The sequence below is a fragment of the Pseudomonas sp. R28(2017) genome (assembly GCF_002112505.1).
Taxonomy (GTDB): domain Bacteria; phylum Pseudomonadota; class Gammaproteobacteria; order Pseudomonadales; family Pseudomonadaceae; genus Aquipseudomonas.
Genome location: NZ_NEHW01000002.1, coordinates 346,559 through 372,611 on the forward strand (window position 1 = coordinate 346,559; position 26,053 = coordinate 372,611).

31 protein-coding genes and 1 tRNA gene are annotated in these 26,053 nt (G+C 63.4%); 10 read left to right on the forward strand and 22 right to left on the reverse strand.

Annotation, left to right across the window (positions count from 1 at the left end; translation table 11 throughout):
- The first annotated feature begins 76 nt into the window (after positions 1–76).
- On the forward strand, positions 77–859 hold the full coding sequence (locus CAF78_RS04325) for an SDR family NAD(P)-dependent oxidoreductase (RefSeq protein WP_085674368.1): 783 nt from the start codon (positions 77–79) through the stop codon (positions 857–859).
- A gap of 37 nt (positions 860–896) precedes the next feature.
- Here the strand turns inward: CAF78_RS04325 and CAF78_RS04330 are convergent, their stop codons facing one another.
- The 8 genes from CAF78_RS04330 to CAF78_RS04370 form a co-directional block, all read right to left on the reverse strand.
- Positions 897–1,856, reverse strand: coding sequence for a glutathione S-transferase family protein (locus tag CAF78_RS04330; protein WP_085674366.1), 960 nt, complete (start codon positions 1,854–1,856; stop codon positions 897–899).
- Positions 1,857–1,949: 93 nt separating this feature from the next.
- A complete protein-coding gene (locus tag CAF78_RS04335) occupies positions 1,950–2,954 on the reverse strand; it encodes a glycosyl transferase family protein (RefSeq protein WP_085674364.1) in 1,005 nt (334 codons plus the stop codon).
- Positions 2,951–3,286 (reverse strand): TusE/DsrC/DsvC family sulfur relay protein, encoded by a 336-nt coding sequence (locus tag CAF78_RS04340; protein ID WP_085674362.1) that lies wholly within the window; start codon positions 3,284–3,286, stop codon positions 2,951–2,953. The genes CAF78_RS04335 and CAF78_RS04340 overlap by 4 nt, the downstream gene beginning before the upstream one ends.
- Complete coding sequence (tusB, locus tag CAF78_RS04345; protein ID WP_085674360.1) at positions 3,283–3,579, reverse strand: sulfurtransferase complex subunit TusB; 297 nt, start codon at positions 3,577–3,579, stop codon at positions 3,283–3,285. Before tusB ends, CAF78_RS04340 begins: the two co-directional genes overlap by 4 nt.
- Complete coding sequence (tusC, locus tag CAF78_RS04350) at positions 3,579–3,938, reverse strand: sulfurtransferase complex subunit TusC (RefSeq protein ID WP_085674358.1); 360 nt, start codon at positions 3,936–3,938, stop codon at positions 3,579–3,581. The genes tusB and tusC overlap by 1 nt, the downstream gene beginning before the upstream one ends.
- A gap of 1 nt (position 3,939) precedes the next feature.
- The gene (gene tusD / locus CAF78_RS04355) at positions 3,940–4,332 is read right to left on the reverse strand and encodes a sulfurtransferase complex subunit TusD (RefSeq protein WP_085674356.1); all 393 of its coding nucleotides are present in this window, start codon (positions 4,330–4,332) and stop codon (positions 3,940–3,942) included.
- 88 nt (positions 4,333–4,420) lie between these two features.
- A complete protein-coding gene (locus tag CAF78_RS04360; protein WP_085674354.1) occupies positions 4,421–5,800 on the reverse strand; it encodes a nucleobase:cation symporter-2 family protein in 1,380 nt (459 codons plus the stop codon).
- A gap of 273 nt (positions 5,801–6,073) precedes the next feature.
- The gene (locus tag CAF78_RS04370) at positions 6,074–6,745 is read right to left on the reverse strand and encodes a Bax inhibitor-1/YccA family protein (protein ID WP_027919754.1); all 672 of its coding nucleotides are present in this window, start codon (positions 6,743–6,745) and stop codon (positions 6,074–6,076) included.
- Between the two features lie 132 nt (positions 6,746–6,877).
- Between CAF78_RS04370 and CAF78_RS04375 the strand changes: the two genes are divergently transcribed.
- Positions 6,878–6,965 (forward strand) — tRNA-Ser (locus tag CAF78_RS04375).
- Positions 6,966–7,080: 115 nt separating this feature from the next.
- Here CAF78_RS04375 and CAF78_RS04380 read toward each other — a convergent pair.
- Together CAF78_RS04380 and CAF78_RS04385 are read right to left on the reverse strand one after the other, a co-directional pair.
- Complete coding sequence (locus tag CAF78_RS04380; RefSeq protein WP_085674352.1) at positions 7,081–7,344, reverse strand: DUF3077 domain-containing protein; 264 nt, start codon at positions 7,342–7,344, stop codon at positions 7,081–7,083.
- A gap of 118 nt (positions 7,345–7,462) precedes the next feature.
- Positions 7,463–7,705 (reverse strand): hypothetical protein, encoded by a 243-nt coding sequence (locus CAF78_RS04385; RefSeq protein WP_085674350.1) that lies wholly within the window; start codon positions 7,703–7,705, stop codon positions 7,463–7,465.
- A gap of 447 nt (positions 7,706–8,152) precedes the next feature.
- Between CAF78_RS04385 and CAF78_RS04390 the strand changes: the two genes are divergently transcribed.
- On the forward strand, positions 8,153–9,715 hold the full coding sequence (locus CAF78_RS04390) for a glycosyltransferase family 39 protein (RefSeq protein ID WP_158090040.1): 1,563 nt from the start codon (positions 8,153–8,155) through the stop codon (positions 9,713–9,715).
- Positions 9,716–9,810: 95 nt separating this feature from the next.
- The gene (locus CAF78_RS04395; RefSeq protein ID WP_085674346.1) at positions 9,811–10,320 is read left to right on the forward strand and encodes a hypothetical protein; all 510 of its coding nucleotides are present in this window, start codon (positions 9,811–9,813) and stop codon (positions 10,318–10,320) included.
- A gap of 18 nt (positions 10,321–10,338) precedes the next feature.
- On the opposite strand, the gene CAF78_RS04400 is transcribed toward CAF78_RS04395, so the two are convergent.
- Positions 10,339–10,518, reverse strand: coding sequence for a hypothetical protein (locus tag CAF78_RS04400; RefSeq protein WP_085674344.1), 180 nt, complete (start codon positions 10,516–10,518; stop codon positions 10,339–10,341).
- Between the two features lie 142 nt (positions 10,519–10,660).
- Here CAF78_RS04400 and CAF78_RS04405 point away from each other — a divergent pair, with 142 nt between their 5' ends.
- Positions 10,661–11,539 carry a LysR substrate-binding domain-containing protein gene (locus CAF78_RS04405; protein ID WP_085674342.1) on the forward strand — a complete coding sequence of 293 codons (879 nt, stop codon included), beginning with the start codon at positions 10,661–10,663 and terminating at the stop codon, positions 11,537–11,539.
- A gap of 142 nt (positions 11,540–11,681) precedes the next feature.
- Here the strand turns inward: CAF78_RS04405 and CAF78_RS04410 are convergent, their stop codons facing one another.
- The gene (locus CAF78_RS04410) at positions 11,682–12,899 is read right to left on the reverse strand and encodes an amidohydrolase family protein (RefSeq protein ID WP_085674340.1); all 1,218 of its coding nucleotides are present in this window, start codon (positions 12,897–12,899) and stop codon (positions 11,682–11,684) included.
- A gap of 282 nt (positions 12,900–13,181) precedes the next feature.
- On the opposite strand from CAF78_RS04410, the gene CAF78_RS04415 reads away from it, so the two are divergent.
- Positions 13,182–14,336, forward strand: a complete 1,155-nt coding sequence (locus CAF78_RS04415; RefSeq protein WP_085674338.1) for an MFS transporter — start codon at positions 13,182–13,184, stop codon at positions 14,334–14,336.
- Positions 14,337–14,402: 66 nt separating this feature from the next.
- On the opposite strand, the gene CAF78_RS04420 is transcribed toward CAF78_RS04415, so the two are convergent.
- The 3 genes from CAF78_RS04420 to CAF78_RS04430 all read right to left on the reverse strand — a co-directional run bounded on the left by CAF78_RS04420 (position 14,403) and on the right by CAF78_RS04430 (position 16,931).
- Complete coding sequence (locus CAF78_RS04420) at positions 14,403–14,588, reverse strand: hypothetical protein (protein WP_085674336.1); 186 nt, start codon at positions 14,586–14,588, stop codon at positions 14,403–14,405.
- A gap of 300 nt (positions 14,589–14,888) precedes the next feature.
- The gene (locus CAF78_RS04425; protein ID WP_085674334.1) at positions 14,889–15,662 is read right to left on the reverse strand and encodes a helix-turn-helix transcriptional regulator; all 774 of its coding nucleotides are present in this window, start codon (positions 15,660–15,662) and stop codon (positions 14,889–14,891) included.
- A gap of 33 nt (positions 15,663–15,695) precedes the next feature.
- Entirely contained in the window at positions 15,696–16,931 is a 1,236-nt protein-coding gene (locus CAF78_RS04430) for an MFS transporter (RefSeq protein WP_085674332.1), read from the reverse strand.
- A gap of 358 nt (positions 16,932–17,289) precedes the next feature.
- On the opposite strand from CAF78_RS04430, the gene CAF78_RS04435 reads away from it, so the two are divergent.
- Positions 17,290–17,577 carry a DUF3303 domain-containing protein gene (locus tag CAF78_RS04435; RefSeq protein ID WP_085674329.1) on the forward strand — a complete coding sequence of 96 codons (288 nt, stop codon included), beginning with the start codon at positions 17,290–17,292 and terminating at the stop codon, positions 17,575–17,577.
- A gap of 9 nt (positions 17,578–17,586) precedes the next feature.
- On the opposite strand, the gene CAF78_RS04440 is transcribed toward CAF78_RS04435, so the two are convergent.
- Positions 17,587–17,823 (reverse strand): hypothetical protein, encoded by a 237-nt coding sequence (locus tag CAF78_RS04440; protein ID WP_085674327.1) that lies wholly within the window; start codon positions 17,821–17,823, stop codon positions 17,587–17,589.
- Positions 17,816–18,595 (reverse strand): VacJ family lipoprotein, encoded by a 780-nt coding sequence (locus CAF78_RS04445; protein ID WP_085674325.1) that lies wholly within the window; start codon positions 18,593–18,595, stop codon positions 17,816–17,818. Before CAF78_RS04445 ends, CAF78_RS04440 begins: the two co-directional genes overlap by 8 nt.
- 168 nt (positions 18,596–18,763) lie before the next feature.
- Between CAF78_RS04445 and CAF78_RS04450 the strand changes: the two genes are divergently transcribed.
- Together CAF78_RS04450 and CAF78_RS04455 are read left to right on the forward strand one after the other, a co-directional pair.
- On the forward strand, positions 18,764–19,474 hold the full coding sequence (locus CAF78_RS04450; RefSeq protein WP_085674323.1) for a response regulator: 711 nt from the start codon (positions 18,764–18,766) through the stop codon (positions 19,472–19,474).
- Positions 19,471–20,832, forward strand: coding sequence for an ATP-binding protein (locus CAF78_RS04455; RefSeq protein ID WP_085674321.1), 1,362 nt, complete (start codon positions 19,471–19,473; stop codon positions 20,830–20,832). Before CAF78_RS04450 ends, CAF78_RS04455 begins: the two co-directional genes overlap by 4 nt.
- On the opposite strand, the gene CAF78_RS04460 is transcribed toward CAF78_RS04455, so the two are convergent.
- Positions 20,833–21,297, reverse strand: coding sequence for a nuclear transport factor 2 family protein (locus CAF78_RS04460; protein WP_085674319.1), 465 nt, complete (start codon positions 21,295–21,297; stop codon positions 20,833–20,835).
- A 224-nt stretch (positions 21,298–21,521) separates the two neighbouring features.
- A complete protein-coding gene (locus tag CAF78_RS04465) occupies positions 21,522–22,973 on the reverse strand; it encodes a carboxylesterase (protein WP_085674317.1) in 1,452 nt (483 codons plus the stop codon).
- 80 nt (positions 22,974–23,053) lie between these two features.
- On the opposite strand from CAF78_RS04465, the gene CAF78_RS04470 reads away from it, so the two are divergent.
- Entirely contained in the window at positions 23,054–23,527 is a 474-nt protein-coding gene (locus tag CAF78_RS04470; RefSeq protein ID WP_143515014.1) for a sn-glycerol-3-phosphate transporter, read from the forward strand.
- A gap of 9 nt (positions 23,528–23,536) precedes the next feature.
- On the opposite strand, the gene CAF78_RS04475 is transcribed toward CAF78_RS04470, so the two are convergent.
- The 3 genes from CAF78_RS04475 to dkgB all read right to left on the reverse strand — a co-directional run bounded on the left by CAF78_RS04475 (position 23,537) and on the right by dkgB (position 25,984).
- Positions 23,537–24,706: an MFS transporter gene (locus CAF78_RS04475; RefSeq protein ID WP_085674313.1), complete on the reverse strand. Its 1,170-nt coding sequence runs from the start codon at positions 24,704–24,706 to the stop codon at positions 23,537–23,539.
- Positions 24,703–25,047: an adenylate cyclase gene (locus CAF78_RS04480; protein WP_085674311.1), complete on the reverse strand. Its 345-nt coding sequence runs from the start codon at positions 25,045–25,047 to the stop codon at positions 24,703–24,705. Before CAF78_RS04480 ends, CAF78_RS04475 begins: the two co-directional genes overlap by 4 nt.
- A 133-nt stretch (positions 25,048–25,180) precedes the next feature.
- Complete coding sequence (dkgB, locus tag CAF78_RS04485; protein ID WP_085674309.1) at positions 25,181–25,984, reverse strand: 2,5-didehydrogluconate reductase DkgB; 804 nt, start codon at positions 25,982–25,984, stop codon at positions 25,181–25,183.
- Positions 25,985–26,053: the final 69 nt, after the last annotated feature.

The window sequence follows — 26,053 nt, forward strand, 5'->3', positions numbered from 1 at the left end:
GTTCGCACATTCGATCAACGCCCTTTGCCATGCAGAGGGCGCGCCTGGCTACGGCCTTCTGAAAGGACAAATCACCATGAGCAACACTGCCGTGCACGCTGCACTGAACTTCACCCTGGCCGGGCGCACCGCGCTGGTCACCGGCGCCGCCCGAGGCATCGGCCATGCCATTGCGGCGGCGCTGGGGTATGGCGGGGCGCGGGTCGCCCTGTGCGATCTGGACCCGGACGCCGCCGAACAGGCCGCAGCACGTTTGCGCGAGCAGGGCGTCGAGGCGGTTGGCGTAGGGGTGGATGTGGCCGATGAGGCGCAGGTGCAGGCGATGGTCGAGCAGGTCGAGGCGCAGCTGGGCGGTGTCGACATCCTGGTCAACAACGCCGGCATCGTCTCCACCGCACCGCTGCTGGAACTGACCACAGCGGAGTGGAACCGGGTGATGGCGATCGACCTCAACAGCGTGTTCTTCTGCGCCAAGGCGGTATTGCCGGGCATGATGGCGCGGCGCGACGGGCGCATCATCAATATCGCCTCGGTGGCCGGCAAACGGGGCGGCGGGCTGTTGGGCAACAGCTGCTATGCAGCGGCCAAGGGCGCGGTAATCGCCCTGACCAAGGGCCTGGCGCGTGAGGCGGGGCCTTACGACATCACGGTCAATGCCGTGTCACCTGCATTGACCGATACCGAGATGACCAGCGTGCTCGCGCCGCACGCAAGGGCTCAGGTGCTGGCGCAGATGCCGCTGGGGCGGGCGGGGACACCGCGGGACATCGCGGCGGCGGTGTGCTTCCTGGCGTCGGCCGAGGCGGGGTTCGTGACCGGGGAAATCATGGATGTGGATGGTGGCTTCATGCGTGACTGATAGAGGGTAGGGGGCCGTAACGCAGCCCCCGGGCATCTCAAGCCTGCCAGATCCCTTTGCCCGCCAACCGCTCCCGGTCATGGGGCTGGTTGAAGTCCTGCAGCGGGCCTTTTGGCACGATGCCGTTCGGGTTGATGGTCTTGTGGCTCATGTAATAGTGCTTCTGGATGTGCTCCATGTTCACTGTACTGGCCACGCCCGGCCACTGGTACAGCTCACGCAGCCAGTTGGACAGGTTGTGGTAGTCGCTCAGGCGGCGCAGGTTGCACTTGAAGTGGCCATGGTAGACCGCGTCGAAGCGCACCAGGGTGGTGAACAGCCGCACATCGGCTTCGGTCAGGTATTCGCCGGCCAGGTAGCGATTGCGGCCCAGCAGGTCTTCCAGATGATCCAGTTCGTTGAACACCTCATCGAAGGCCGCCTCGTAGGCGTCCTGGGTGGTGGCGAAGCCTGTGCGGTACACGCCGTTGTTCACCGCCGGGTAGATGCGTTCGTTCAGTGTTTCGATGGCCGGGCGCAGTGGCTCTGGGTAAAGGTCCAGGGTGTTGCCGGTCAGTTCGTTGAACGCGCTGTTGAAGATGCGGATGATCTCGGACGACTCGTTGTTGACGATGCGCTTCTCTTGCTTGTCCCACAGCACGGGCACGGTCACCCGGCCGGTGTAGTGCGGGTCGTCCTGGGTGTAGCGCTGGTGCAGGTACTGCAGGGCGTCGAGGTGGTCGCCGGTGGAGCCTTGCTGCGTGTCGAAGGTCCAGCCATGGTCCTGCATCAGCCAGCTGACCACCGACACGTCGATCAGCGGCTCCAGGCCTTTGAGGGCGCGCAGGATCAGGGTGCGGTGGGCCCATGGGCAGGCCAGCGAGACGTACAGGTGGTAGCGACCGGCCTCTGGAGCGGGCAGCTGATTGCGGCGCTGGGCGTTTTCGCGTTTGAAGGTGCCGTCCTTGCCGTTTTCATACCACTGGTCGTGCCAGCGGCCGTCGATCAAAAGGCCCATGGTGAGCTCCTCGGAAACAAAAGTGTTTGTCGTTGGAGCCCAGTCTAGGGGAAATCGTTCGAATAACTAACGCAAAGAATGCCCTTTTACTATCTAGTTATTCGATTGGTCTCGTGTGGCCCAGTAACCCCGCGCGGTGGCAAACGCCTGTTCGCCATCCTGGCCCAGGCCACGCAGCGCCAGGGCCATGGTCGCGACCACAGCCATTTCGCCGTAGCTGTCTTCGGCCTCGCCGTGCCAGACCGCCAGCAACTGCTCGGGCTGCAGGCTCGGTGGTTTCACGTGGCGGCGTTCGCTCAGTGCCGGCCATTCCTCGTCCCAGGCTTCGCCTGCGCGGGTGCCGTAGAGGTGGCTGATGACATCGGGGTTGACCTCGATCTCGCCGCCATCGCCCTTGATCACCACGGCGTGGTCGCCGAGCAGGCGGCTGGCTTCGCGGTGCACCGCCTGGTAGCCGGGGTGGAAGATGCTCTGCAGGCCGCATCGCGCCCCCAGCGGATTGAGCACCCGCGCCAGGGAGTGGATGGGCGAGCGCAGGCCCAGCGTGTTGCGCAGGTCGATCATCCGCTGCAGCTGCGGCGCCCAGTCGTGCAGCGGGGCGAAGGCCAGGCGCTGTTGGTCGAGGGCCTGGCTGACCGCTGCCCAGTCGCGGCACAGGGGGATCTGCAGCAGTGCCAGCAATTGTTCGGTATACATGCGCCCGGCGGTGTGCGCGCCGCCGCCGTGCATGAGGATGCGCACGCCATTGGCGGCCAGGCACTTGGCGCTGAGCAGGTACCAGGGCAAGTGGCGCTTCTTGCCGGCATAGGTCGGCCAGTCTATATCCACGTCGATACGTGGCGCCTGCAGGTGCGCACGCAGGGCTTCGGTGAAGCCGGCGAGCTCTTCGGCGCTTTCTTCCTTGTGCCGCAGCAGCATCAGGAAGGCACCCAGCTGGGTGTCTTCGACCTTGCCTTCGAGCAGCAGGGTCATGGCGGCGCGGGCTTCCTCGCGGGTCAGGCCGCGGGCGCCGCGTTTGCCTTTGCCAAGGATGCGCACGAATTCGGCGAACGGGTGTTCGGCCGGGGTTTCCAGGGTCAGCGGACGGGCGTCGGTCATATGCAATTGGTCGGCTTGGGCAGGCCCGCCAGCTTGGCGGCGAGTTTGGCGGGGGTGCCGTTGAACAGGCGGTTGAGGTGCGGGCTGTTGCCCTTTTCCGTGCCCAGCTTGAGCGCGGTGTACTTGATCAGCGGGCGGGTGGCCGGCGACAGCTGGTATTCGTCGTAAAACTGGCGCAGCAGTTCGAGGATTTCCCAGTGGTCGGCGGTCAGGGCGATGCTTTCGCGCTCGGCCAGGGCCTCGGCGACCGGGTGCGACCAGTCTTGCAGGTCGACCAGGAAGCCGTCCTTGTCCAGGGCGATGGCGCGATCGCCAACGTTCAGCGTACTCATAGCCAGCTGTTGACCTTGTCGTAGTGCAGCGACAGCTCGACGAACGCCTGGTAGTCCACGGCCTTGGCCAGCGCGCTGCTGATGGCGCGGGCCTGCAGGTCTTCGTCGAGGGCGAACAGGCGCTGAGCCAGGTTGGCAGCCTGCAGCTGGCGCTGGGTGTCGCTACCCTCGCGCAGGGCATAGACCGCATCGCCGCACAGCAGCACGCCGTCGTCGGCGCCCAGCAGGCGCAGGCAGCTGTCCAGGCGCTCGTCGCCGAACGGGGAGTGGGATAACACGTGCAGGGTTGGCATCAGAGCGTCACCACTTGGTCGTAACGGGCAATCAGGGCTTGCAGGGCGGTATCGTCCAGCACCTCCACCGGCAGTGCCAGGCCATCGGCGGCCAAGCCACGGCGTGCCAGGCTGTGCTGGCAGGCGAACAGTGCTTCGACGCCGAACATAGGCAGCGCCTGCAGGTTGGCGGCAAGGTTCTTCTGCTCCACGGCGGCCGGTTGCTGGCCGGGCGCCAGCTGGAACACGCCGTCATCGAGGAACAGCATGGCCAGCGGCAGGTCGAAGGCGCCGCCGGCCAGGGCGATGTCCAGCGCTTCGCGGGCGGACGGGCCGTTCCACGGTGCCTGGCGGCTGATGATCAACAGGGATTTGGCCATTTCAGTCGCCTCCGAAGCAGACCAGGCGGTCGGCAGTTTGCGCGGCTTCATGCAGCTGGCCGAGGCCAGACAGTTCCCACGGCTTGGGCAGGTTCACCGCCGGGCGCTGGTAGCGGCTGGCTTCGGCCTCATCGAGCACGCCACGGCGCAGGGCGGCGGCGATGCACACCACCGCGTCGAGCCGGTTGATTTCGATGAAGGCCCGCCATTGGGCGGCGATGTCCTGCTCATCCTGAGGCGCGACCACGTTGGCCGAGGCGCTGTGCACCCCGTCCTGATAGAAGAACAGCCGGGCAATCTCATGCCCGCCAGCCAGCACCGCCTCGGCGAAGCGCAGGGCGCGGCGCGAGGAGGGCGCATGGGCCGGGGAAAAAACCGCGATAGCGAATTTCATGGACAACTCGTGCAAGGGAATGCCGCCATGATAAAGCAAAAAAGCCCGCGCAAGTGGGCGCGGGCTTTGTCGGCAGGGCAGGCGCGGATCAGGCGTTTTCTTTGCTCTCCGGCAAGAACCAGTTCAGCAGCAGGGCGCAGATGCCGCCGGTCGCCACACCCGACTCCAGCACATTGCGGATCGCCGCCGGCATGTGCGCGAGGAATTCCGGCACCTGTGCCACACCCAGGCCCAACGCCAGCGACACGGCGATGATCAGCAGGGCACGACGGTCCAGGCGGGTACTGGCCAGAATGTTGATGCCCGACGCGGCAACCGCACCGAACATGACCATGGCCGCGCCACCCAGCACCGGCTCGGGCACTGCCTGAATCACACCGGCCACGCTCGGGAACAGGCCCAGCAGCACCAGCATCACGGCAATCCAGATACCGATGTGGCGGCTGGCAATACCGGTCAGCTGAATCACACCGTTGTTCTGGGCGAAGATCGAGCTGGGGAAGGTGTTGAACAGGCCGGCCAGCAGCGAGTTGGCACCGTTGACCAGCACGCCGCCCTTGATGCGCGACATCCACAGCGGGCCTTCGACCGGCTGGCGCGAGACCTTGCTGGTGGCGGTGACGTCACCGATGGCTTCCAGCGAAGTCACCAGGTAGATCACCAGCATCGGAATGAACAGCGCCCAGGAGAAGCCCAGGCCGAAGTGCAGCGGCATCGGCACCTGGAACAGCGCGGCCTCGTGCATGCCGGTGAAGTCCAGGCGGCCAAGGTAGCCGGCCAGGGCATAGCCGACCGCCAGGGCGATGACGATGGCGCAGCTGCGCATCCACACCACCGGAATGCGGTTGAGGATCACGATCACCGCCAGCACGGCGCCCGACAGCAGCAGGTTTTCGCCGTTGGCGAAGGTGCCATTGGCCATGGCGCCGAAGCCGCCACCCATGCTGATCAGGCCGACTTTGATCAGGGTGAGGCCGATCATCAGTACGACGATACCGGTCACCAGCGGGGTGATCAGGCGTTTGACGAACGGCAGGATGCGCGACACCCCCATCTCGACGAAGGAGCCTGCGATCACCACGCCGAAGATCGCCGCCATCACGCTTTCGACCGGCGTGCCTTGCTTGACCATCAGCGCACCACCGGCAATCAGCGGCCCGACGAAGTTGAAGCTGGTGCCCTGCACGATCAGCAGCCCGGCACCGAACGGGCCGAAGCGCTTGCACTGGACGAAGGTGGCGATACCGGAGATCACCAGCGACATGGAGACGATGAGGTTGGTATCGCGAGCCGAAACCCCCAGCGCCTGGCAGATCAGCAGGCCTGGGGTGACGATCGGCACGATGATCGCCAGCAGGTGCTGCAGGGCTGCCAGCAGGCCGATCAACAGCCGTGGCTTGTCCTCGAGGCCAAGTACCAGTTCGTTGGCAGGCGCCGCCGCGCCTGGGCTGTGTTCGTGTGAGCTCATCGGTGAAGCTGCCCCGGAAGAAAAAAGGAGCGCATTCTACGGGCAGAAGGGCGATTGCGGTAGGGGAAGGCACGATGGCGGCATGATCGCCGACCATTTGCCTTGTTTTCTGACTTTTAAGTCAGTGTTTGGGGTGGGATTTGAGGAGGGAGAGGGAGGCTGGCAGTTGTTCGTCGGGCGCTGACCCCCTCAAGGCGAACACCCTGCAGCCCACCACATTTCCAGCGCACAAAGAAAAGCCCGCCGAAGCGGGCTTTCTCAATCAGCAATCAATCAGTCATCACGACCCATGATGCCAAACAGTTGCAGCAAGCTGATGAACAGGTTGTAGATCGATACATACAGGCTGATGGTCGCCATGATGTAGTTACGCTCGCCCCCATGAATGATCGCGCTGGTCTGGAACAGAATGCAGACCGACGAGAACAGCACGAAGCCAGCGCTGATCGCCAGTTGCAGGCCGCTGATCTGGAAGAAGAAGCTGGCCACCACCGCACCCAGCAGGACAAAGAAGCCAGCGGTGATGAAGCCGCTGAGGAAGCTCATGTCCTTGCGGGTGATCAGCACATAGGCCGACAGACCCCCGAACACCAGTGCGGTCATGGCAAACGCCGAGCTGACCACTTCGGCGCCACCGGCCATGCCCAGGTAGCGGTTGAGGATCGGGCCGAGAATGAAGCCCATGAAACCGGTAAGGGCAAAGGTAGACACCAGGCCCCAGACCGAATCACGCAGTTTGGCAGTGAGGAAGAACAGACCGTAGAAGCCGATCAGCACGACGAACACGTTCGGGTAACCGACGCGCATCTGCTGGGCGACGAAGGCCATGACACCGCTGAAGGCGAGGGTGAGAGCCAGCAGGCTGTACGTGTTACGCAGGACCTTGCTGACCTCCTGCTGCTCGGCTTGCTGGCCGTGGTGTACGGCATAATCCTGTTCGCGCATGGCGACACTCCTTATGGAACCGTGGTTTGAGACGTTCAGATGCAAGCAGTCTAACAGAGGCTCGGGAACCCGCGACACAGAGAGTTTGACAGCGTGTTTCATTACGGTATTATGGCGGCCGCAAAACGAGCTGGAAGCGTGGCCGAGTGGTTTAAGGCAACGGTCTTGAAAACCGTCGATGGGCAACTATCCTAGAGTTCGAATCTCTACGCTTCCGCCACATTATTCAGCAAAAGCCCCGATTATTCGGGGCTTTTGCGTTTCTGGTATGGGACGTCCCCAAAATTACCGCAAAGGGATGCCTCTTCAAAAGCCTGGGGTGATCAGGCCCTCACTCATTGCATCATCCCCAACTCAGCATCATCCATCAGCGCCTTGGCCAGCGCACTCAGATAATGGGCAGCCCAGATCATCATCGGCTTTTCATCCATCAACCCGACAATCGTCAGCTCCCGCACATACCCCATCAATTCCGAAGCCTGTTCCCGGGCACTCCTGCAAGGAATACCTGCTTCGATCCGAAACAGCGGATGTGCCTGATTTTCTCCCTGAAAAAACGTGGTCTTGCCGACGGTGAACCTGGTGTCGTCTGAAGTCATTGTCTTCCCCTCAAAATCTCCCGCTGCCTGGGTCGACCTTCGGCAAGCCAGTTCCCACAGATGCGGCGCAAGCTTCAGGACTGCCGGCGCCCGGCCCAGGCAGCACATGGTTTGCGGCTTAGTGCAGCGTTCGCGGTTCGGTCGGCATCTGTACCTGAATCAATGCCGCCTCAAGCAACAACCGCAGCGTCTCAAGTTCATGTGTCGACGCCATCATCAACGCCGCCGCAGGCGACTTGGGCTGTAACAGCATTGCTTGCTGCGAAACAGCTAGTGCACAGAGTGCGTAGTCCGCAGCCTGGATGAGGGTGTCTTCGAGGGAGTGGAGAGTGCGGGGTGGATCGGGGACCATCTTCAACATCATTCAATTCCTTGTAGGTGCCGCCACCTTTCTGCTGTCAAACGGAAGGGTGGCAGCTGCACGTGGGTTGACAGACCGGCGGAATTGATAAGTTCCGGCGCACGCAAGCGTGCCCGCACGTACAGCCACCATAAGGTGTGCCATAACTCAAAACCGTTACGGCCTGTCAAAGCCGTGTCACTGATGTGCAGCGACAGGCCGAGACTAGAGCGCTGGCACAGCACCCGCAACGGAAAATAGGCGGCAGCAGTATCTTTCAGAAACAGACTACAAGGAAGGTAAAAATTCTGACTTTTCGAAACATTTGTAGTGGTTTCAAGCGTGGTGTGGCCACGGCGCTGGCTGTAGATGGGCTATTGAGTTCAGCCCGAACATGCAGCACCGATGGCTGCTAGCCTTACGTCGCGTGAAGGCATTCTCAAGGTCCGCAGCGGGGCTGGAGGAAACATGAAGTTTCACGACTACAACACCAGTGGAAAAGCCCCAACGCCCGGCACAGCGAAGCCATTCGAGCCATTCACGGCATGGGCCAGAAATTGCTGGCCGCTACCAATCCTGTTGCTCGCCACGCTGGTCCGGCTGTATGGCTCGACCGCCTCCGCCATATGGTGCGACGAGGGCTCCAGCTTGTTGATGAGCCAGTACTCACCCTCGCTCATCTGGATCCACAGTGCCCATGATGTACATCCACCGCTTTATTTCCTGCTGCTACACGCCTGGATAGGCGCCTTTGGGGACGGCCTCTTTTCGATCAGGTTTCTCAGCGTGCTACCCGGTATCGGTACGGTGGCCCTTGGCATGTGGCTCGTCTACCAGGTCGCAACCCGCCATGCAGCCATCGTGGCGGGCGTGTTACTGGCCTTGTTGCCAATTGCAGTGCGTTACAGCCAGGAAGTACGCATGTACTCACTGATGGGGCTATGGCTGCTCGGCGCAACCCTCGCGCTTGTGTATTGGGTGAGAAAACCTGAGCGCCACCGTTACCTCGTCATTTATGTGCTGTTGATGGCGGCCAGTTTCTATACGCATTACTTCACCGGGCTTTGCGCGCTGTCTCACTGGGCCTATCTATGGGGTGTGCGCGGCGATGAACAACGACTCGTCACGCGGCCAGCATGGTGGGTGGCCAACGGCTTTATCTTTATTCTGTATGCTCCCTGGATACCCGGCCTGATTGACCTGCTGCGGCACCTTGACCAACTCAGGGCGGGTGGCGACATTGGCTGGATCGAGCCCATCATCATGGCGTCACTGCCATCGACAATCTGGCAGTATCTGACCCTTGCGGATGCCCGGGACCTGGGGTGGTTGCTCTACCTTGCATTGCCACTGGCGCTGGCGTTGGTGACAGGCGTTGTCTGCCTGCGTGATCGAAGCGCGCACAAATTTCACGTTCTACTGGCGATCTATACGTTTCTACCGCTGATCGTCGTATTTCTGGTGTCATGGAAGGTACCGCTGCTGGTCGAGCGCTACCTGATGTTTTCCGCGCTGGGCGTGCCGATGATACTGGCCATCGCGATCGATCAGTTGAGGCATCATTTTCGGTATGCCGCAGTCGCCATGCTGGTGATGGTGCTGACGGTAGAGCTGATCGGCTTGCACAATGACTACCAAACGGATGATGAGCAGTTCGACAAGTTGGTCAACTACGTCAATGCAAACTATCAGGCGAATGACCGCATCGTGGTCAGCGATCTTTTCTGGTATTTCAGCTATGTCTACTACAACAAGACCGGCTCGGTGCCGCTGCTCTATACACCGCCACGCGCCGATGGTCTTTCCGGACGGCCAGGCGATTACGGGTTTGGTACTTTGGTCAACAATGACGCCGACAAGGTCTATCTCGACAGCCTTGAAAAGTTATCCTTGGGCCAAACGCGAGTGTGGTTGGTCAGCAACAGTGCACCGCCCGATGATTTCGCTTCCATCCCGAGTAACTGGAACAAGGTAAGCACGCTAAAGGTCGGGGATACCCAAGTCCGTCTTTACACGTCGAGGGGGAAGTAAAACCCTGAACTGCCCGTGCCGCTTCGTCCGCGCACGTAGGCCACCGTCGACACACCGTCGCATAGCCAAACCGCAACGCTGCCATCAGGAACAAAATGAGAAAGTACATCACCGTAGCAATCGCACTGCTGGCCTCACTGGTGCTCACGGCCTGCTCCACAACGGGCTCAGGAAAGCCGCCCGGCGAAACGGCAGTCACCACTGCCAACTACCAGAAAAGTGACCTGTACGGCCTCTGGTATTCCAACGCCGATGACGGCACCTCACAAGCGTTGGCGCTGTTGCTGCTCAAGGCAGACGGTTCAGCAACCGACTTTCTGATCGTCAGTGACAAGAACTCGATGCAAAAAATCGTACAGCAGTCGTCATGGTCGTATGACGCTGAACGCAATGTGTTCGAGCAAACCGTCAGCGAAGTCTCCACCCAGAACGGCAAGGCCCCCGCGACAGTCACTCATCCCCATGAAGTCATCCGGGCATCGGTCGAACTGGTCAAACTGGATAACAAAGTGATGGGCATCAAGTTCAAAAGGGAGGACGGCGAGGTTACTGGCTACCTCAAAGGCAGCGCCGCCATGCTCGAAAAGCTCAAGCACATCCGCTGAGCGCTTGCCTGTGCAGCCTTAGCGCTGGGCTTTGTGCTGCCGTGACCGCTGGATACGGTTGACCGCGATCTGCACGCAGGCTGCCACCAGGCACAGCACGCCGATTTTCCAGCTGCCCTCCAGACCAAAATGCTCGGCCAGTTTCCCCGCGAGGATCACGCTCACGAAAATGGCTACAGGCAGGATCAGTTTGTTCATCAGGACTCCGGGGAGGGGCAAGGAAAGGCCCAAGTCTACTTCACTGGGCTTGCGCCGTGACAACGCACGTCAATAAGCGCTTCTCAGTGGCGCAGCTTCAGGCATCATGCACCCAGCCCCACTCGAAAGCCGACCCTCGCCAATGACCGACAGCACCAAACCCAACCGCGCCATCTACGACCTGGACATGCTCCGCGCCGTGGTCATGGTGGCCGACTGTGGCAGCTTCACCACCGCCGCCGCACGCCTGCATTCCACCCAGTCCACGGTCAGCCAGAAGGTGCGCCGGCTGGAGGAAATGGTCGGCCACCAGTTGCTCGACCGCAGCAACCGTGAGGTGCACCCGACCGATGCGGGAGAAACCCTGTTGCGCTATGCCCGGCACCTGCTGGCGGTCAGCAACCAGCTGAGCGAAGCGATGTCCGGCGGGGTTTCGGTCACGGTGCGCATCGGCCTGCCGGATGACTTTGTCGCGGGCAAGACGATGCAGGCGCTGGCCGCGTTCAACCGGCTCAACCCGACGGTCAAGCTGGAGATCACCGGGGGCCTGAGCCGTGACCTGATGAGCACCTATGACCGCGGCGAGCTGGACCTGGTGCTGGTCAAGCAGCGCCGCCACAGCCGCGAGGCCAATGCCTGCCAACCGGAGCGTATCGAGTGGATCGACAGCGCACAGTACCCGAGCTTTGCCCAGGACCCGATCCCGCTGGTGACCTTTCCGCCACGTGGTTTGTACCGCGATGACATGATCAGCGCGGTCGAGGCCATGGGCCGCAGTTGGCGCATCGGCTTCACCAGTTCGAGCCTGGCGGGTATCCAGGCGGCGGTGGCCAATGGCCTGGGTGTGAGCCTGTTGCCGTCGCGGGTGGTGACACCTGGGCATCGGGTGCTGGGGGCGCAAGAGGGGTTCAAGCCGATTCGGGTGTTCGAGGCGGCGATCTTTCATCGGCCCACGGCAGACCCGATGGTCAAGGAGCTGGCCGAGATTCTGATCGGCATCCTGCGCGCCGAAGCTGAGTGAGAGGGGGATGCTTTGCAGCCCATCGCCGGCAAGCGCGGCTCATACAGGGATCGTGCAAGTGATCGGGACTTCCAGCTGGCGCGATCCTGTGTAGGAGCCGCGCTTGCCGGCGATGGGCCGCAAAGCGGCCCCAAGTAGCTCCCTATCGACGCAATTCGGCTGAAAATTGCGCAGCCTTCAACTGCAACTGCGCAGGCCCGCCCCAGAACGCACCATGGCGTACGATCACCCGCTCATGGATGGCCGCTGCCACCGCCGCCGCCGAATTTGGCGCCCTGAACAGCACGAAGCTGGCTTCGTTGCCCACCTTCAACCCGTAATCCTGCTTGCCCATCACCCCGGCACCGGCCACGGTCGCCATCTCCAGCGCTACCCGCAGCTCCTCGTCGGTATTGAAGCCCGAGCGGTAGCTGACCAGCATCGCCCGTTGCAGCATGTCGCCGTTGCCATACGGCCACCAGGCGTCCTGAATGTTGTCGTTGCCCGTGAACACCCGCACGCCGCCGGCGCGCAGGCGCAGCACCGGTGGGAAGGCGTGTTCGCCGGGGGCGTTGGTCATGATCGATACGCCGGCACGGGCCAGCACTTCAGCGCTGCGATCGACCACCGCGTCGCTGACGTCGCCCAGGCCATAGGCGTGGCTGACCGCCACCAGGCCTTGCATGCCCAGCGCCTGGGTGCGGGCGGCGATGCGCTCGAGCTGGGCGATGCAGGTGTCGCCGGGTTCGTGCAGGTGGATGTCGACCTTCACGCCATGCCGCTCGGCAATGCCGAATACGATGTCCAGCTGAGCTTCGGCGTCGCCGTCCAAGGTGCTCGGGTCGATGCCGCCGACCACCTGCACGCCCTCACGCACGGCGGCTTCCAGTACTTCGGCGGTGCCGGGGCAGGTCACCACGCCGGCCTGCGGGAAGGCCACCAGCTCGATGTCGATCAGGTCTTTCCACGTGTCCCGGGCTTCGAGGATGGCGCGCAGGTTGGTCAGGCCGGTGGTGGCATCGACGTCGACATGGCAGCGCATGGCCAGGGTACCGAACGAGGCGGCCTGGCGGATCAGCGCATCGGCACGCTCGACGATCGGCGGGGCGCTGGCGAGTTCGCGTTTTTCCACCGCCAGCCGCTCGCGCAGGCTGGCGACCGGCTGGTGCGGGCGCCAGCGGTCGCCGACAAAGCTCTTGTCCAGGTGGATGTGGCCGTCTACGAAGCCGGGTAGCACCAGCAGGCCTTCGAGGTCGATGGTTTCGCCGGCTGCGATGCTGGCGCGTTGTGGGCCGATGTGGCTGATGCGGCCGTTGTGTACGGCGATGTTCAGGGGCTGGCCATCGGCGTCGATGGCATTGATGAACTCACGGTCGTTCATGAGGGGGCCTTTTTTTCCGAGGCTTGGGTAGCGTCATACGGTAGGGAGGATCCCGCCCCCTCACAAATTAATTATCAGGATCGACCACAGTGCGTTTCTTGATACAGCCAGGGCAGTGGGCCTGTATTAAAAAGCCCACTGAAGTCGATTCCGATAATTAACTTTCAAAGCCATCAATCTCGGCCCAGGATGGCCCTCGTGACCCGCCCAGCCGCCTGCTACGGGGCTTTCGGCGCAGGTCAACACCCACAATAAAAACAAATGCCGTGTCGGAGTCCTGCCATGACCAATGATTCCAAGCTGCTGCGTGCCGCCTTGATTTTCATTGCCTGTACTTCATTCATCGTCTGTGGTGTGCAACCCATTTTCATGGGGTTGGTCACCGAGCAACTGAGCCTGTCTCTCGACCAGCAGGGCTGGGTGGTGTCGGTCGAGATGATCGGCATGACCCTGGGCACCTTGCTGTGCCCGATCCTGATGAAGCGCCACGGTGGGCGCAGCCTGTGCCTGTTCGTCGGTGCGCTGTGCGTGGCCCTGAGCGTGGCCACGGCTTTTGCCAGCAGCAACACGATGTTGCTGGTGGTGCGTCTGGCGGCCGGCACCTGTGCAGGGCTGGTGTATGCCTATGCGGTGTCGACGCTGGGCCGGTTGCCCAACCAGGACCGTTCGTTCGGCCTGATGCTGCTGCTGCAGACGCCGGAGTACTCGCTGTTCTCCGCAGCGCTGCCGTTGCTTGCCGCACAGAGCGGGACGGTGACCGCGTTGTGTGCGTTTGGTTTGTGGTACTTGCTGATCTGTGCTGCCAGCCTGGTGCTGCCGCGTCGCCCGGCGCTGTCGCTGGCCAGCGGCGAAGGCTCGTCGGCCCAGGGTGGCTCGGCGCGCACGGGGCGCACGGCGCTGCTGGGCATGCTGTTCATGCAGATCGCCATCTATTGCGTGTGGGGCTTCATCGACCAGCTGGCGCGTGACCAGGGCATAGAAGGTGTCGATATCGGCTGGGCGTTCGGCCTGTCGGCCATCGGTGGCTTGCCCGGGGCCGGGCTGCCGAGCCTGCTGGGCGCGCGGGTCAACCGCCAGCTGATGATCGCGGTGGGGCTGGTGGCGGTGTTCATCTCCATTGCCATGCTCACCGGCCACACCCGTACGCCGCTGCAGTTGTTCGTCGCACTGCTGCTGATCAACTTTGGCTGGGTGCTGTCGTTGTCGTACTACATGGCGCTGATCACCACCAACGACCCGACTGGCAAGCTCACGCCGCTGGTCAGCATTACCCTGATGGGCGCGGCAGCGGTGACCCCGGCACTGATTGCCCTGCTGGTGGAGGGCTCCAACCAGCAACTGATTTTCCTGCTGGGTACCGGGGCGTTGGTAATTGCCTTCGCCGTGACTTGCCTGGGGGCGGGGACCAAGGCTGTGCACAGCAAGGCGGCTGTCTGAACGACCGGGCCAAGCCCGCAAGGCCCTGTGCAAACCGCGCCCCGCGCTGACGGGGCGCTTGCCTTTCTACTGCAGCGTCGGCGGTTTGGCCTGAGCCGGCAATGCGGCGATTACCGCTTCTATCCGCGCAATGTCACGCGCCAGTCGCTCTGCCTCTTTGTGCTTGCCTTCGGCTTTCAAACGGTCCCGCTGCCGGCGCAGGTTGAGCAAGTTCTTCTGCAAGGCCAGGCCAGATTTATTGTATTGATCCATGTTTCTCTCGTGCCATTGGCGTCCGTGCCGTTGTAGGAAAAACGGACCGTAGCAGCCCAAAAATCCTGCGGAAACTGAGGTTTCATACAGGAAAAGGCAGATACCGCGATTCTGCCTACATGGCTCGAGTGAAACGTCCTACAAATCGCCCCGCTAGTTGTTTCAACTCATGTGCATCAAATGCCCCGCCGGATGCCCGGATTTGCTGCGGATTGCAGGGCGGCACCCGGTTCACGCGCAGGGGCAGCGCAGCCACGTTGATTTCACCGGTGGCTGAAACGTTATGTAGCAATGTTCAGGTCATTTGAAGAACTGGCTGGGGGTGATGCCGAACTGGCGCTTGAACATGCTGGCGAACGCACTGGGGCTTTCATAGCCCAGCGTGCCCGCCACATCGATGATGCGCTGGCCCAGGGCGATGCGCTCCAGCGCCTGCATCAGCCGCGCCTGCTGGCGCCATTGGCCGAAGGTCATGCCGGTTTCCTTGCGGAACAGGCGCTGGATGGTCTTCTCGTCGACGCCCAGGTGCGCGCCCCAGTCGGCCACGGTCGAAGTGTCGTGTGGCCGCTCGTGCAGGGCCGAGCAGATGGCCCGCAGCCGCGCGTCTTTGGGGTGCAGCAGCTTCAGCGGCAGCGTCGGCAGCACGCAGATCTCATCGAGGATCAGGCGCATGATTCGCGCCTCACGCGAGTCCTCGACAAACGGCCCTGTGAAGCCGACCGACGCCTTGATCAACTCACTGAGCAGGGGCGAGATGCTGATGGCCTTGCTCTGTTGCGGCAGGCCAGCGGCCGCATCGGGGCGCACGAACACGCTGCGCATCTTCACATCGCCGACGCAGCGAATGGCATGCACCTGGCCGCAGGGCATCCAGATGCCGCGGCTGGGTGGCACCGTCCAGCGCTCGGCCTCGGACTCGACCAGCATCAGGCCCTTGATGGCGTAGATCAGCTGGTGCTTGGCATGCGAATGGGGGGCGATGTACCAGTCCGGCGGGTAGTCGGTTGCCCGGCTGCCCACCTCCCAAGGCCATTCATCGACCTCCATCAGCAATTCGTGCTGGGGTTTGACCATGATGTGCTCGTGCAGTCCGGCAAGCGCCGCATCTTAGCAGCAGCGGGTAGGCTGCGCCTTCGAACGGGTCGCCGGCAGCAGTGCGGTGGCCAGGCCGAGCAGCGGCAGGAACGAAATCACCTGATACACCCACTCGATGCCATGCAGGTCGGCCAGCTCGCCAAGGCCCGCCGCACCGATGCCGCTGATGCCGAACATCAGGCCGAACATCACCCCCGACACCATGCCGACGCGGCCAGGCACTGCCTCCTGGGCGTACACCACCAGCGCGGCGAAAGCCGATGACATCACCAGGCCGATGGCCACCGCCAGCACGGCGGTCCAGGCCAGGTTGGCGTAGGGCAGGGCGAGGGCGAACGGGGCCACGCCGAGGAAGGAGACCCAGATCACCGCCTTGCGCCCGATGCGGTCACCCACTGGCCCGCCGGCAAAGGTGCCCATGGCCACGGCGGCGAGGAACACGAACAGGTACAGCTGGCTTTGCTGCACGCTCAGGCCGAAGTGCTCGATCAGGTAGAAGGTGAAGTAGTTGGTGAACGACGCGATGTAGACGAACTTGGCGAACATCAGCACGGCGATCACGCCCACGGCACGCCATATGGCACCTTTCGACAGCCCGGGCGCCTGTTGCCCGGCCAGGCCTTTGAGCTGGGTCTGGCCGTGGCGCAGGGTCCAGCCGGTGACGCGCAGCAGCACGAAGATGGCCAGGCCGGCCGCGAGCATGAACCAGGCGATGGCCGGCTGGCCGTGAGGGATGACGATGGCGGCGGTCAGCAGCGGGCCGATCGCCGAGCCGGTGTTGCCGCCGACCTGGAAGGTCGACTGGGCGGTGCCGAAGCGCCCGCCGGACGCCATGCGCGCTACCCGCGAGGCTTCCGGGTGGAAGGTCGCTGAACCGATACCCACCACGGCAGCGGCGCACAGCAGCATCTCGTAACTGTCGGCGAAGGCGAGCAGGGCGATGCCGACCAGGGTGAACAGCATGCCGGTGGGCAGCAGGTACGGCATGGGGCGCTTGTCGGTGTACATGCCGACCCACGGCTGCAGCAGCGAGGCGGTGACCTGGTAGATCAGGGCGATCCAGCCGATCTGGGCGAAACTCAGCGAGAAGTCGCTTTTGAGCATCGGGTAGATCGACGGCAGCACGGCCTGGATCAGATCGTTGAGCAAGTGGGCGAAGGCAGCGGCGCCGACAATGCGGACCAGGAAACCCTGGGGTTGGTCGACAGCGCTGGCGGGTGGGGCCAAGGTGGCGGCAGGCGTGGTCATGGGCGAGGCTCTTTTTCGAGTGATGGCAAGGCATTGCCCGACGGAGGTTATCCAGCCGGGCAATGCCTGTCTCACGCCGAACAGGCACTCACTGTCGCGATTCGGACATTCAATCGGCCAGGCTACAAGGATTGCGCCAGTCTTCGGCGGCTGAGCAAGACAGTTGCCTGCACAGGTGCTGCTCGATCCCTGTGGGAGCGGGCTTGCCCGGGAAGAGGCCGCTACAGATTCCGACAATCAGCCAGGCAATCGGTGGTTCATCCTGCTATGCCTAAACATGGCGCATTCACCCGCTCCAGGCCCCGGCGCCCCGGGGGTGGGTGTCTGGCTCAGGTGCCGAGCAACTGGGAGGTGCCACATGCTTTTCATCATTCAATGGAGCATTGCCCCGGAAAACCGTAACGCGGTCATGGCCCGCTTCGCCAAGACCGGCGGCCTGCCGCCTGCCGAACTGAAGGTCCATGGCCGTTGGCATGCGGTTGGCGAATTGCAGGGCTTTGCCGTGGTTGAAAGCAATGACCTGCAGCCGGTGTTGCAGTGGACAATGGACTGGAGCGACCTGGCGCACATGCAGGTCAGCCCGGCGATGACCGATGCCGAACTAGGCCCGATACTGGTGGCCGCCGTGAGCAAGATGACGCACTGAGCACTGTCATCAGGATGGCTGGGGTGTGGTGCCTTCTCTGGCCATCCACTTGAGCAAGGTGGCGATCGGTACGCGGCGATGCACTTCGTGACGCTGGGTATCGCCGCCACTGCCGTAACGTTCCCGATAACGGCTGACGATCAGTTCGCGCCCATCCGCCGAGACGCGGGCTTCAAGCTCGTGCAACAGCACAGGCTGCTCGGCCCCGCATTCCACACGGCGGAACAGTGAAACGGCATCACTCACTGGTATTGCCTCCCTGGCACTGGTCCGGGCGCTTGCCGGGTGCGCCGAGCTTGCCCTCGGCAACCCGGTTGGCACGCTGCTGCGCGGTGTAGTCGCGCAGGGCCTGGTAGTAGTCCGGCTGAGTGCGCAGTTTGTCGGTCAGCGGCAACGCCTGTGCCCGGCCATCCACCACGCCACCGGCCATGGCCACGGTGCCCAGGGTCTCGACGGTGTCGCTGTTGTCGCCGAACGGGTCCAGCGCCATGCTCAAGACCCGGCCAGTCGCATCGCGCAAGTTGTGCGTGCCCAGCAGCGGCAGCTCGACGATCGGGCCATCGGCGATATTCCACACGCCGAAGGTCTGGCCGAAGTCCGACTCATGGCGGGCAAGCCCCATCTTGCCGGAGACATCGATCAGGCCCGCCACACCGAGGGTGGTGTTGAAGATGAAGCGGCTCAGGCTGGTCATCGCCCGTTCGCCGTTGCCTTGCAGCAGGTCGTTGACGAACACCTTGGGCTCGCCGAAGTTGGCGGCAAAGTTGTGCACCCCTTGCTGGGCGTAAGTCGGCAACGCGGTATAGCCACGGGCGACCGGCGCCAGCAGGTAGTCGTCGACGCTGCGGTTGAACGCGAACACGGCACGGTTGGCGGGCTCGGCCGGGTCGCTGAGCTGGTAGGCGACTGGGCCGCAGGCACTGGCCGGCGGGCGCTGGCTGCAGCCGCTGGCGGCAAGCAGCGACAAGGCCAGGACCGTGTTGCGGGCAGATGACCGGGCAGCAGAATGAGTAGGCATAGGCACATTCCTGTGAAGAAGTGGCGCCGATGCTGCGTGGGTTTGATTGCCTGGGAATGTCCGGATTGTCTCGCGCCTGACACTTTGTTTCCGGGTTGAAATATATGACGGCAGCCCGGAGATGGCCTTACAGTACGCCGTAATTGCCTTTGTTCGCGGTACCTGTGTGTGAGCCATTTGCTGATTGTTGACGATGATGTTGAAGTACTCGACCTGCTGCAGAAGTTTCTGCGCCAGCATGGCTATGAGGTCGATGTGGCCCGCGATGGCAAAGGGCTGTGGCAAGCCCTGGAACGGCGGGTGCCTGACCTGGTGATTCTCGATGTGATGCTGCCGGGCGACAGTGGCCTGGTGCTGTGCCAGCGCCTGCGTGCCGAGCACAAGGTGGCGGTGATCATGCTCACCGCCATGGCCGAACTGAGCGATCGCGTGGTTGGCCTGGAGCTGGGCGCCGACGATTACCTGACCAAGCCTTTTGCCGCCCGCGAACTGCTGGCGCGGGTGCGCGCGGTATTGCGCCGGGTGAGCGAAGCGGCAGGCGGCGTGGCCGGTAGCCCGTGCACGGTGCTGGAGTTTTCCGGCTGGCAACTGGATGTGCTGCGGCGTGAACTGCGCTCCCCTGAGCAGGTCATGATTCCGCTGTCCAACGGAGAATTCGAACTGCTGCTGGTATTTGCCGAGCATCCGCGGCGGGTGCTCAGCCGCCAGCAATTGCTCGACCTGGCACGGGGTGAATCCTATGAAGCCTACGACCGCAGCATCGATGTGCAAGTCAGCCGGCTGCGACGCAAGCTGGAGGGCGACGCAGGCGCTGAACCGCTGATCCGCACCTTGCGCAATGCCGGCTACCTGTTCACTGCCACCGTGGTCAAGCGATGAGCGTATTTGCCAGGCTGCGCACAGCCCTGCCGCGGCCGCGGATCACCATCACCATCGCCCGCTGGATAGCCCTGACCACGCTGACGGCGATGCTCATCCTGTTGCTGCTCAAAGGGCTGTTCAGCCTGTTGCTGAGCGTGTGGGCACAGCCGCCGTTGCTGGAAAGCGGGGTGATCGAGAAGGTCGCTGCGGTGACCCGCATTCTTGATGCCGCGCCGGTCACGCAGCGGACCCGCCTCGCCAGCGCGGCGGGGGACAGTTCCTACACCGTGCAATGGTTGCGCAGCCATGACGAAGCGGGTGTGCCGGTGCTGGTCGATGCCGAATTCCGCAAGGGCGCGCCAACCCTGCGTGCCTTGCTGAAACGGCCTGACGCGCGCATCCAGGCCTTCGAGCCGTCCGATCTGCCGGAATATGCACCGGCGCGCGGCTATGCCCTGATGATCGAGCTGAGTGACAGGAGCTGGGTGCTGTACCGCGCCACGGACCGCAGCTGGGGCCTGGACGAACTGCCGCGCAACCTGATCATCCTTGCCTTGATGCTTGCCTCCAGCCTGCTGGTCGCGCTGTTCGCCACACGCTACCTGGCCCGCCCGCTCGAGCGTTTCGCCGAGGGCGCGCGACGCTTCGGCAAGGACTTCAATGCCCCGCCGATCCCGGTGGTCGGCCCCCATGACCTGCGTCAGGCCATTCTTGCCTTCAATGCCACCCAGGCGCAGCTCAAGCACTTCGTGAATGACCGTACCCAGATGCTGGCGGCGATTTCCCACGACCTGCGTGCGCCATTGACACGCATGCGCCTGCGCGGCGAGTTCATCGAGGACGGCGACCTGCAGGCCAGGCTGTTCAAGGATGTCGACGAAATGCAGGCCATGGTCGATGCCGCGCTGGAGTTCTTTCGTGACGATGCGCGGCTTGAGCAGACCACGGCGTTCGACCTGGCCGAGATGCTGCAAACGGTGGTGGAAGACTTCAAGGACGCGGGTATCAAGGTCGCGCTCGATGCGCCACGGCGCTGCGTCTATGTCGGGCGGCCGGTGGGTATCAAGCGGGTGCTGGTGAACCTGGTCGATAACGCGGTCAAGTATGGCCTGGCACCTGAGATGCGGCTGGCGGTCACTGCCGAGCACCTGGAAATCAGGGTGCTGGATCGCGGGCCGGGTATCGCGCCGGAATTGCAGGAGCGCGTTTTCGCGCCCTTTTTCCGCATCGAAGGTTCGCGCAATCGCGACACCGGTGGCGTCGGGCTTGGCTTGCCGGCGGTGCGCGCCATCGTGCTGGAGCAGGGCGGCAGCGTGACCCTGGCCAACCGCCCGGGCGGCGGGCTGGAGGTCAAGGTCTGCTTGCCGGTGGGCTGATCAGAGGCCCAGCTCGCTCAGGCCCGGGTGGTCGTCCGGGCGCCGACCGAGCGGCCAGCGGAACTTGCGCTCTGCTTCAGTGATAGGGTGCTCATTGATGCTGGAGAAGCGGTTCTGCATCAGGCCATCATCGGCGAATTCCCAGTTCTCGTTGCCATAGGCGCGGAACCACTGACCGCTGTCGTCGTGGTATTCGTAGGCATAGCGCACGGCGATGCGGTTGCCGGCGAAGGCCCACAGTTCCTTGATCAGGCGGTATTCCAGTTCGTGGTTCCACTTGCGGGTCAGAAACGCCTCGACCTCCGCGCGGCCACGGGGGAATTCGACGCGGTTGCGCCAGGCGGTATCGACGGTGTAGGCCAGTGCCACTTTGGCCGGGTCGCGGCTGTTCCAGCCGTCCTCGGCGAGGCGGACCTTCTGGATGGCGGTTTCGTGGGTGAAGGGAGGCAGTGGTGGGCGGGACATCGGGTGGCTCCTCGGCATTGGTTGGCAGGGAGTAGCGTAGTACTCGCTGGCGCTCCCGAGAATCCGTGCGCTTGGCATTTCATTGTTGCGTTTGGTGGAACAGTCAGCGTAGCTTCAAGTGCATGTCTTGAGTCTTACGGCGCCTATGAGATCAAGCGCCGCCCGCGCGGCGCATCGCGAGCTGCGCTCGATCTCCCAGGCGCAGAAAGTATCAAGCCGGGCCTTCAGCGCAAACGCAATTCCTTATCCACCCCCTCCATCATCACCCTGAAAAACGGATTCGAAGTCGCCCTCGAAAAACTCCCCGCGTCCACGATCAGCGCTCCACGTTCCCCGCGCATGTTCAAGCTGCCCAGGTTCACCCCGTAGTTCTCCTGGCCACTCGGCTGTTGCCCATACAGCGGATCATCGAGGGGGAAGGGCAGCGCCACATGGGACAGCGAGATCAGGCTGGCCGGATAGCTCGCGTCGATCAGGCGCTCGTCGGCCTTGCTCGCCTGGGCGGCAAAGCGCGACGACCTGAGCTGCGCATTGCCGGGACCGCGCGTGGCAATCAGGGTGCGTGCATAGGCGCGGGGCTGGGGAGTGAACATCCTGTCGCGCAGGGCCGCCACCGACGGTCTGAGCATTTCATCGATACCCAGCGAAGCGTTGGTGTCGAAGATCACCAGTTCGCTGCCATTGGCGGGCAGGTGGTCGTACAGGTCGGTCTGGACAGCTTCGGTGCTGACCGTGCCATCGACCAGCGATTGGTAGGTGAGAACCGGCGGTAGCAGGGCCAAGCGTTGCGGTTCTCGGGTTTCGGCCAGCAGATGCTGGCGCACGGCCTCCGTCAGCTCGTACGACTGGCGGGCGGCATTGATCGGAAACGAGTTGTACTTGAACGGGTTGAATTCGGGCAGCACGCTCAACCAGGCAGCCTTGGCAAATGCGGGGAATAGTGCCGGCAGCCCGGCGATGCCGGCAAAGCGGGCAAAGCGACTGACGCCGATCATGGGTGAGATCAGCACCAGGTGGGCTGGCTTGGCCAGGCGCGGGTCTTGCAGCGCGTCGAGGCTGTACTTGACGGCCAGGGCGCCGCCATTGGAGAAACCGACGATGTACAGCGGGGTACCAGCGGGCGCGCGGCGGGTCGCTTCGCGCACGGCCAGGCGGGTGGTGGCCATCCAGTCTTCCCAGTGGGCAGCGGTGAGGCCGGCCGGGACGGTGCCATGCCCGGGCAGGCGGGGGGCGACCACCACATAGCCCAGGTCCTGAAAGTGCCGGGCGAAATGGCGCAGGCTGTACGGCGAGTCGGTCAGGCCATGCAGCAACACCACCGCACCCTTGGCGGCCTGCGTGGGTTCGGCAACATAGGAACGGTTCCAGTCATGGCTGAGATTGCCTGGGAACACCCGGCTGCTGGTGGCGAAGCGGTTGTAGGCGGACTGCCCCGCGCTGGGCGGGTGTTCGCGCATGTGCCGGTTGAGCGCATTGAACACACGCTGTTCGGCCGCGAGGTAATCGCCCCAGCTGGCACGCTCGATGTCACTGACCGGCATCTCGTCAGGTACATAGGTGTGCCACGGCTCGAGCTGGAAGTCGGCAATTGCGGTGATACGGAAGGCGAACAGCGCAGCGATCAGCAAGGCCAGTACCACGAGTACCACGGCCACCAGCAAACGGCGAATCGTCATCACTCCTCCCTGATCCATATCTATGGCGCGATCGACCTGGCGCGGCTAGTGTCACTGGATTGTCCAGCGAGGCATCGAGCATGAACAGGATGTCAATTGCAGCGATCGGGCTGCTGGCAGTGAGTCTGGCCGCTAATGCCGAAGAAGGCGAGCGAGAAGGGGACTATTGGTACGTTCAGACCAGCGCCTATACCAAGCACTGGACCCACGACCCGGAGCACAACAACCACCAGGAATTGGTCGGCATCGAGCGTATCTACACCGACGGCTTGCTGTGGGGCGCGGCAACCTTCAAGAACTCGTTCTCCCAGCGGTCGTACTACGCCTACGTGGGCAAGGTCTGGGAGCACGAGCGCTATCCGGTGTATGCCAAGCTGAGCGGCGGATTGATCGAGGGCTACAAGGGCGAGTATGACGACAAGATTCCGTTGAACCATTTCGGCATCGCGCCGGTGATCATCCCGTCGTTCGGCGTGCACTGGGGGCCGGTGGGGGCCGAGTTCGTGGTGCTGGGCGGGGCTGCGGGGATGATCAACGTGGGGTTGCGGTTCTGAGCTGTCTCGTCAGGCGGTGCCCAGGGATTTGTCGGCGGCCTTGTTGCGCCCACCCAGCCACACCAGCAGCAACCCGGCAGCTGCCAGTACGCCACCGGCCATCGGTACCGCGGCGTAACCGAGGTTCAGGCTGATCACCGCGCCGCCCAGGGCGGCGCCCACGGCGTTACCCAGGTTGAACGCACCGACGTTGATCGACGACGCCAGCCCAGGTGCCTCGATGGCGGCGGTCATCACCCGCATCTGCAGCGGCGGCACCACGGCGAAGGTGAACATGCCCCACACCAGCAAGGCGATGGCGGCGCCGACAGGGCTGCCCAGGACCAGTGGCATCAGCAGCATGATCACTGCCAGAACGCCGAGGAAGATCCGCGCCGAGCCATCCAGCGACCAGTCGGCCAGGCGGCCACCCAGGCTGTTGCCCAAGGTGAAGCCAACGCCGATCAGCACCAGGCCAAGGGTGACGAAACTGTCCGAGGCGCCGGTCAGTTCCGCCAGCACAGGCGCCACGTAGGTATACAGGGTGAACATGGCGCCAGCCCCCAGCACCGTGGTGGCCATCGCCAGCAGCACGCTGGGCCGGGCGATCACTGCCAGTTCCTTGCGCACATGGGGCACGCTGCCGCGTTCACCCTTGGGCAGGGCATACCACAGCGCGGCCATGGCCAGCAGGCCGAGCACCGCCGTGCCGGCAAAGGCCATGCGCCAGCCGACTTGCTGGCCAACCCAGGTGGCCGCCGGCACCCCGCCGATGTTGGCGATGGTCAGGCCCATGAACATGGTCGCCACGGCGCTGGCTTGTTTTTCCTTGGGCACGACGCTGGCGGCCACCACCGCGCCAAGGCCGAAGAACGCGCCATGGTTGAGGCTGGTGACCAGGCGCGAGGCGAGCAGGGTGTAATAGTCCGGTGACAACGCCGAGAGCAGGTTGCCCAGGGTGAAGATCGCCATCAGCGCCATCAGCGCCGCGCGTTTGCCGAAGCGGCTGAACAGCAAGGTCATGATCGGCGCGCCGACCATCACGCCGATGGCATAGGCGGTAATCAGCATGCCCGCGCTGGGAATGCTCACGTCGACACCCTGGGCGATGACTGGCAGCAGGCCCATCGGTGTGAATTCAGTGGTGCCGATGCCAAAAGCTCCGATGGCCAGGGCAAGCAGGACGCGTCCGGGTTTCATTGGGCAGGCTCCTGGGTGTCGAGCTCGGTCAGTGGCCCTTCCAGGCGGTGGAAGCTCAGGTCGCTGGTGGTGAAGAAGGCCTGCGAGCGGCCGTTGCTGAAGTCATCGACATGCACCACGGTGGCGCCATCGGCTTCCTGCCAGGAGATCACGTAGACCCCGTTGGCGATCTGCCGCCATTGGCACTCGGCGGCGCCACTGGCGCCGGCATGGGGGCCGGAGACGATGGCATAGCGCACGTGGCGGCCGTCGTCGGAGTAGCTGTTGTGCGCGGCCAGGCCGGGGTATTCGACCTGGAAACTGCGGCCTGCGAAGGCCGGCAAGGGGGAGACGGTGCTCATCGGATGGTCTGCGTCAGTGGGGTTCACGGAATCGCGGCGGTACGCACGCTGTGATTTCAGGCCTTCGGGCAGGTGCCGTTGGCCAAAGCCAGCAGCGCACCGTCGCCCGACAGGCATTCGAGGGGGTATGGCATCAGTCCCAGATTGGCGCCAGGCCTTCAGGGCTGACTTCGCGGCCATTGCGCTCGAGGGTGGCTATGCGTGCCATGTCCTCGTCGTCCAGGCGCAGCTCACGGGCGAGCAGGTTGCTGGCCAGGTTCTCACGCTTGGTCGATGACGGGATCACTGCGTAACCCTGCTGCATGGCCCAGGCCAGGGCGACCTGGGCGACGGTTGCCTTGTGCTTGTTGGCGATCTCGGCCAGTACCGGGTCTTTCAGGACCTTGCCGTAGGCCAGGGTCATGTACGAGGTGACGGTGATGCCCTGTTCCTTGAGAAACGCAGTCAGCTTGGTGTTCTGCAGGTAAGGGCTGAGCTCGATCTGGTTGGTGGCGATCTGGCCTTTGCCGACCACGTCGATGGCCTGGCGGGTCAGTTCAATGTTGAAGTTGGACACGCCGATCTGACGGGTCAGGCCCAGCGCCTTGGCTTCGGCCAGGGCCGCCATGTATTCGGCCAGTTCGACGCCGTTGCCAGGGGCCGGCCAGTGGATCAGCAGCAGGTCGACGTAGTCGGTGCGCAGTTTCTGCAGGCTGTCGCGCAGGCTGGGGATCAGCTTGTCGGCGGCGTAGTGATCAACCCAGATCTTGGTGGTGATGAACAGCTCGCTACGCGGCACGCCGCTCTCGGCGATGGCCTGGCCGACGTCGGCTTCGTTCTTGTAGACCTGCGCGGTGTCGATGACCCGGTAGCCCAGTTCCAATGCCGACTTGACCGATTCGATGACGGCTTGGCCGGTCAGGCGGAAGGTGCCGAGGCCGAAGGATGGAATGCTCATGGATCTGCTCCTGGTGAGTGAGAGGTGAACCGAACCGAGCCTGGTCGCTCGGGTTCGCTCGATTCGAAT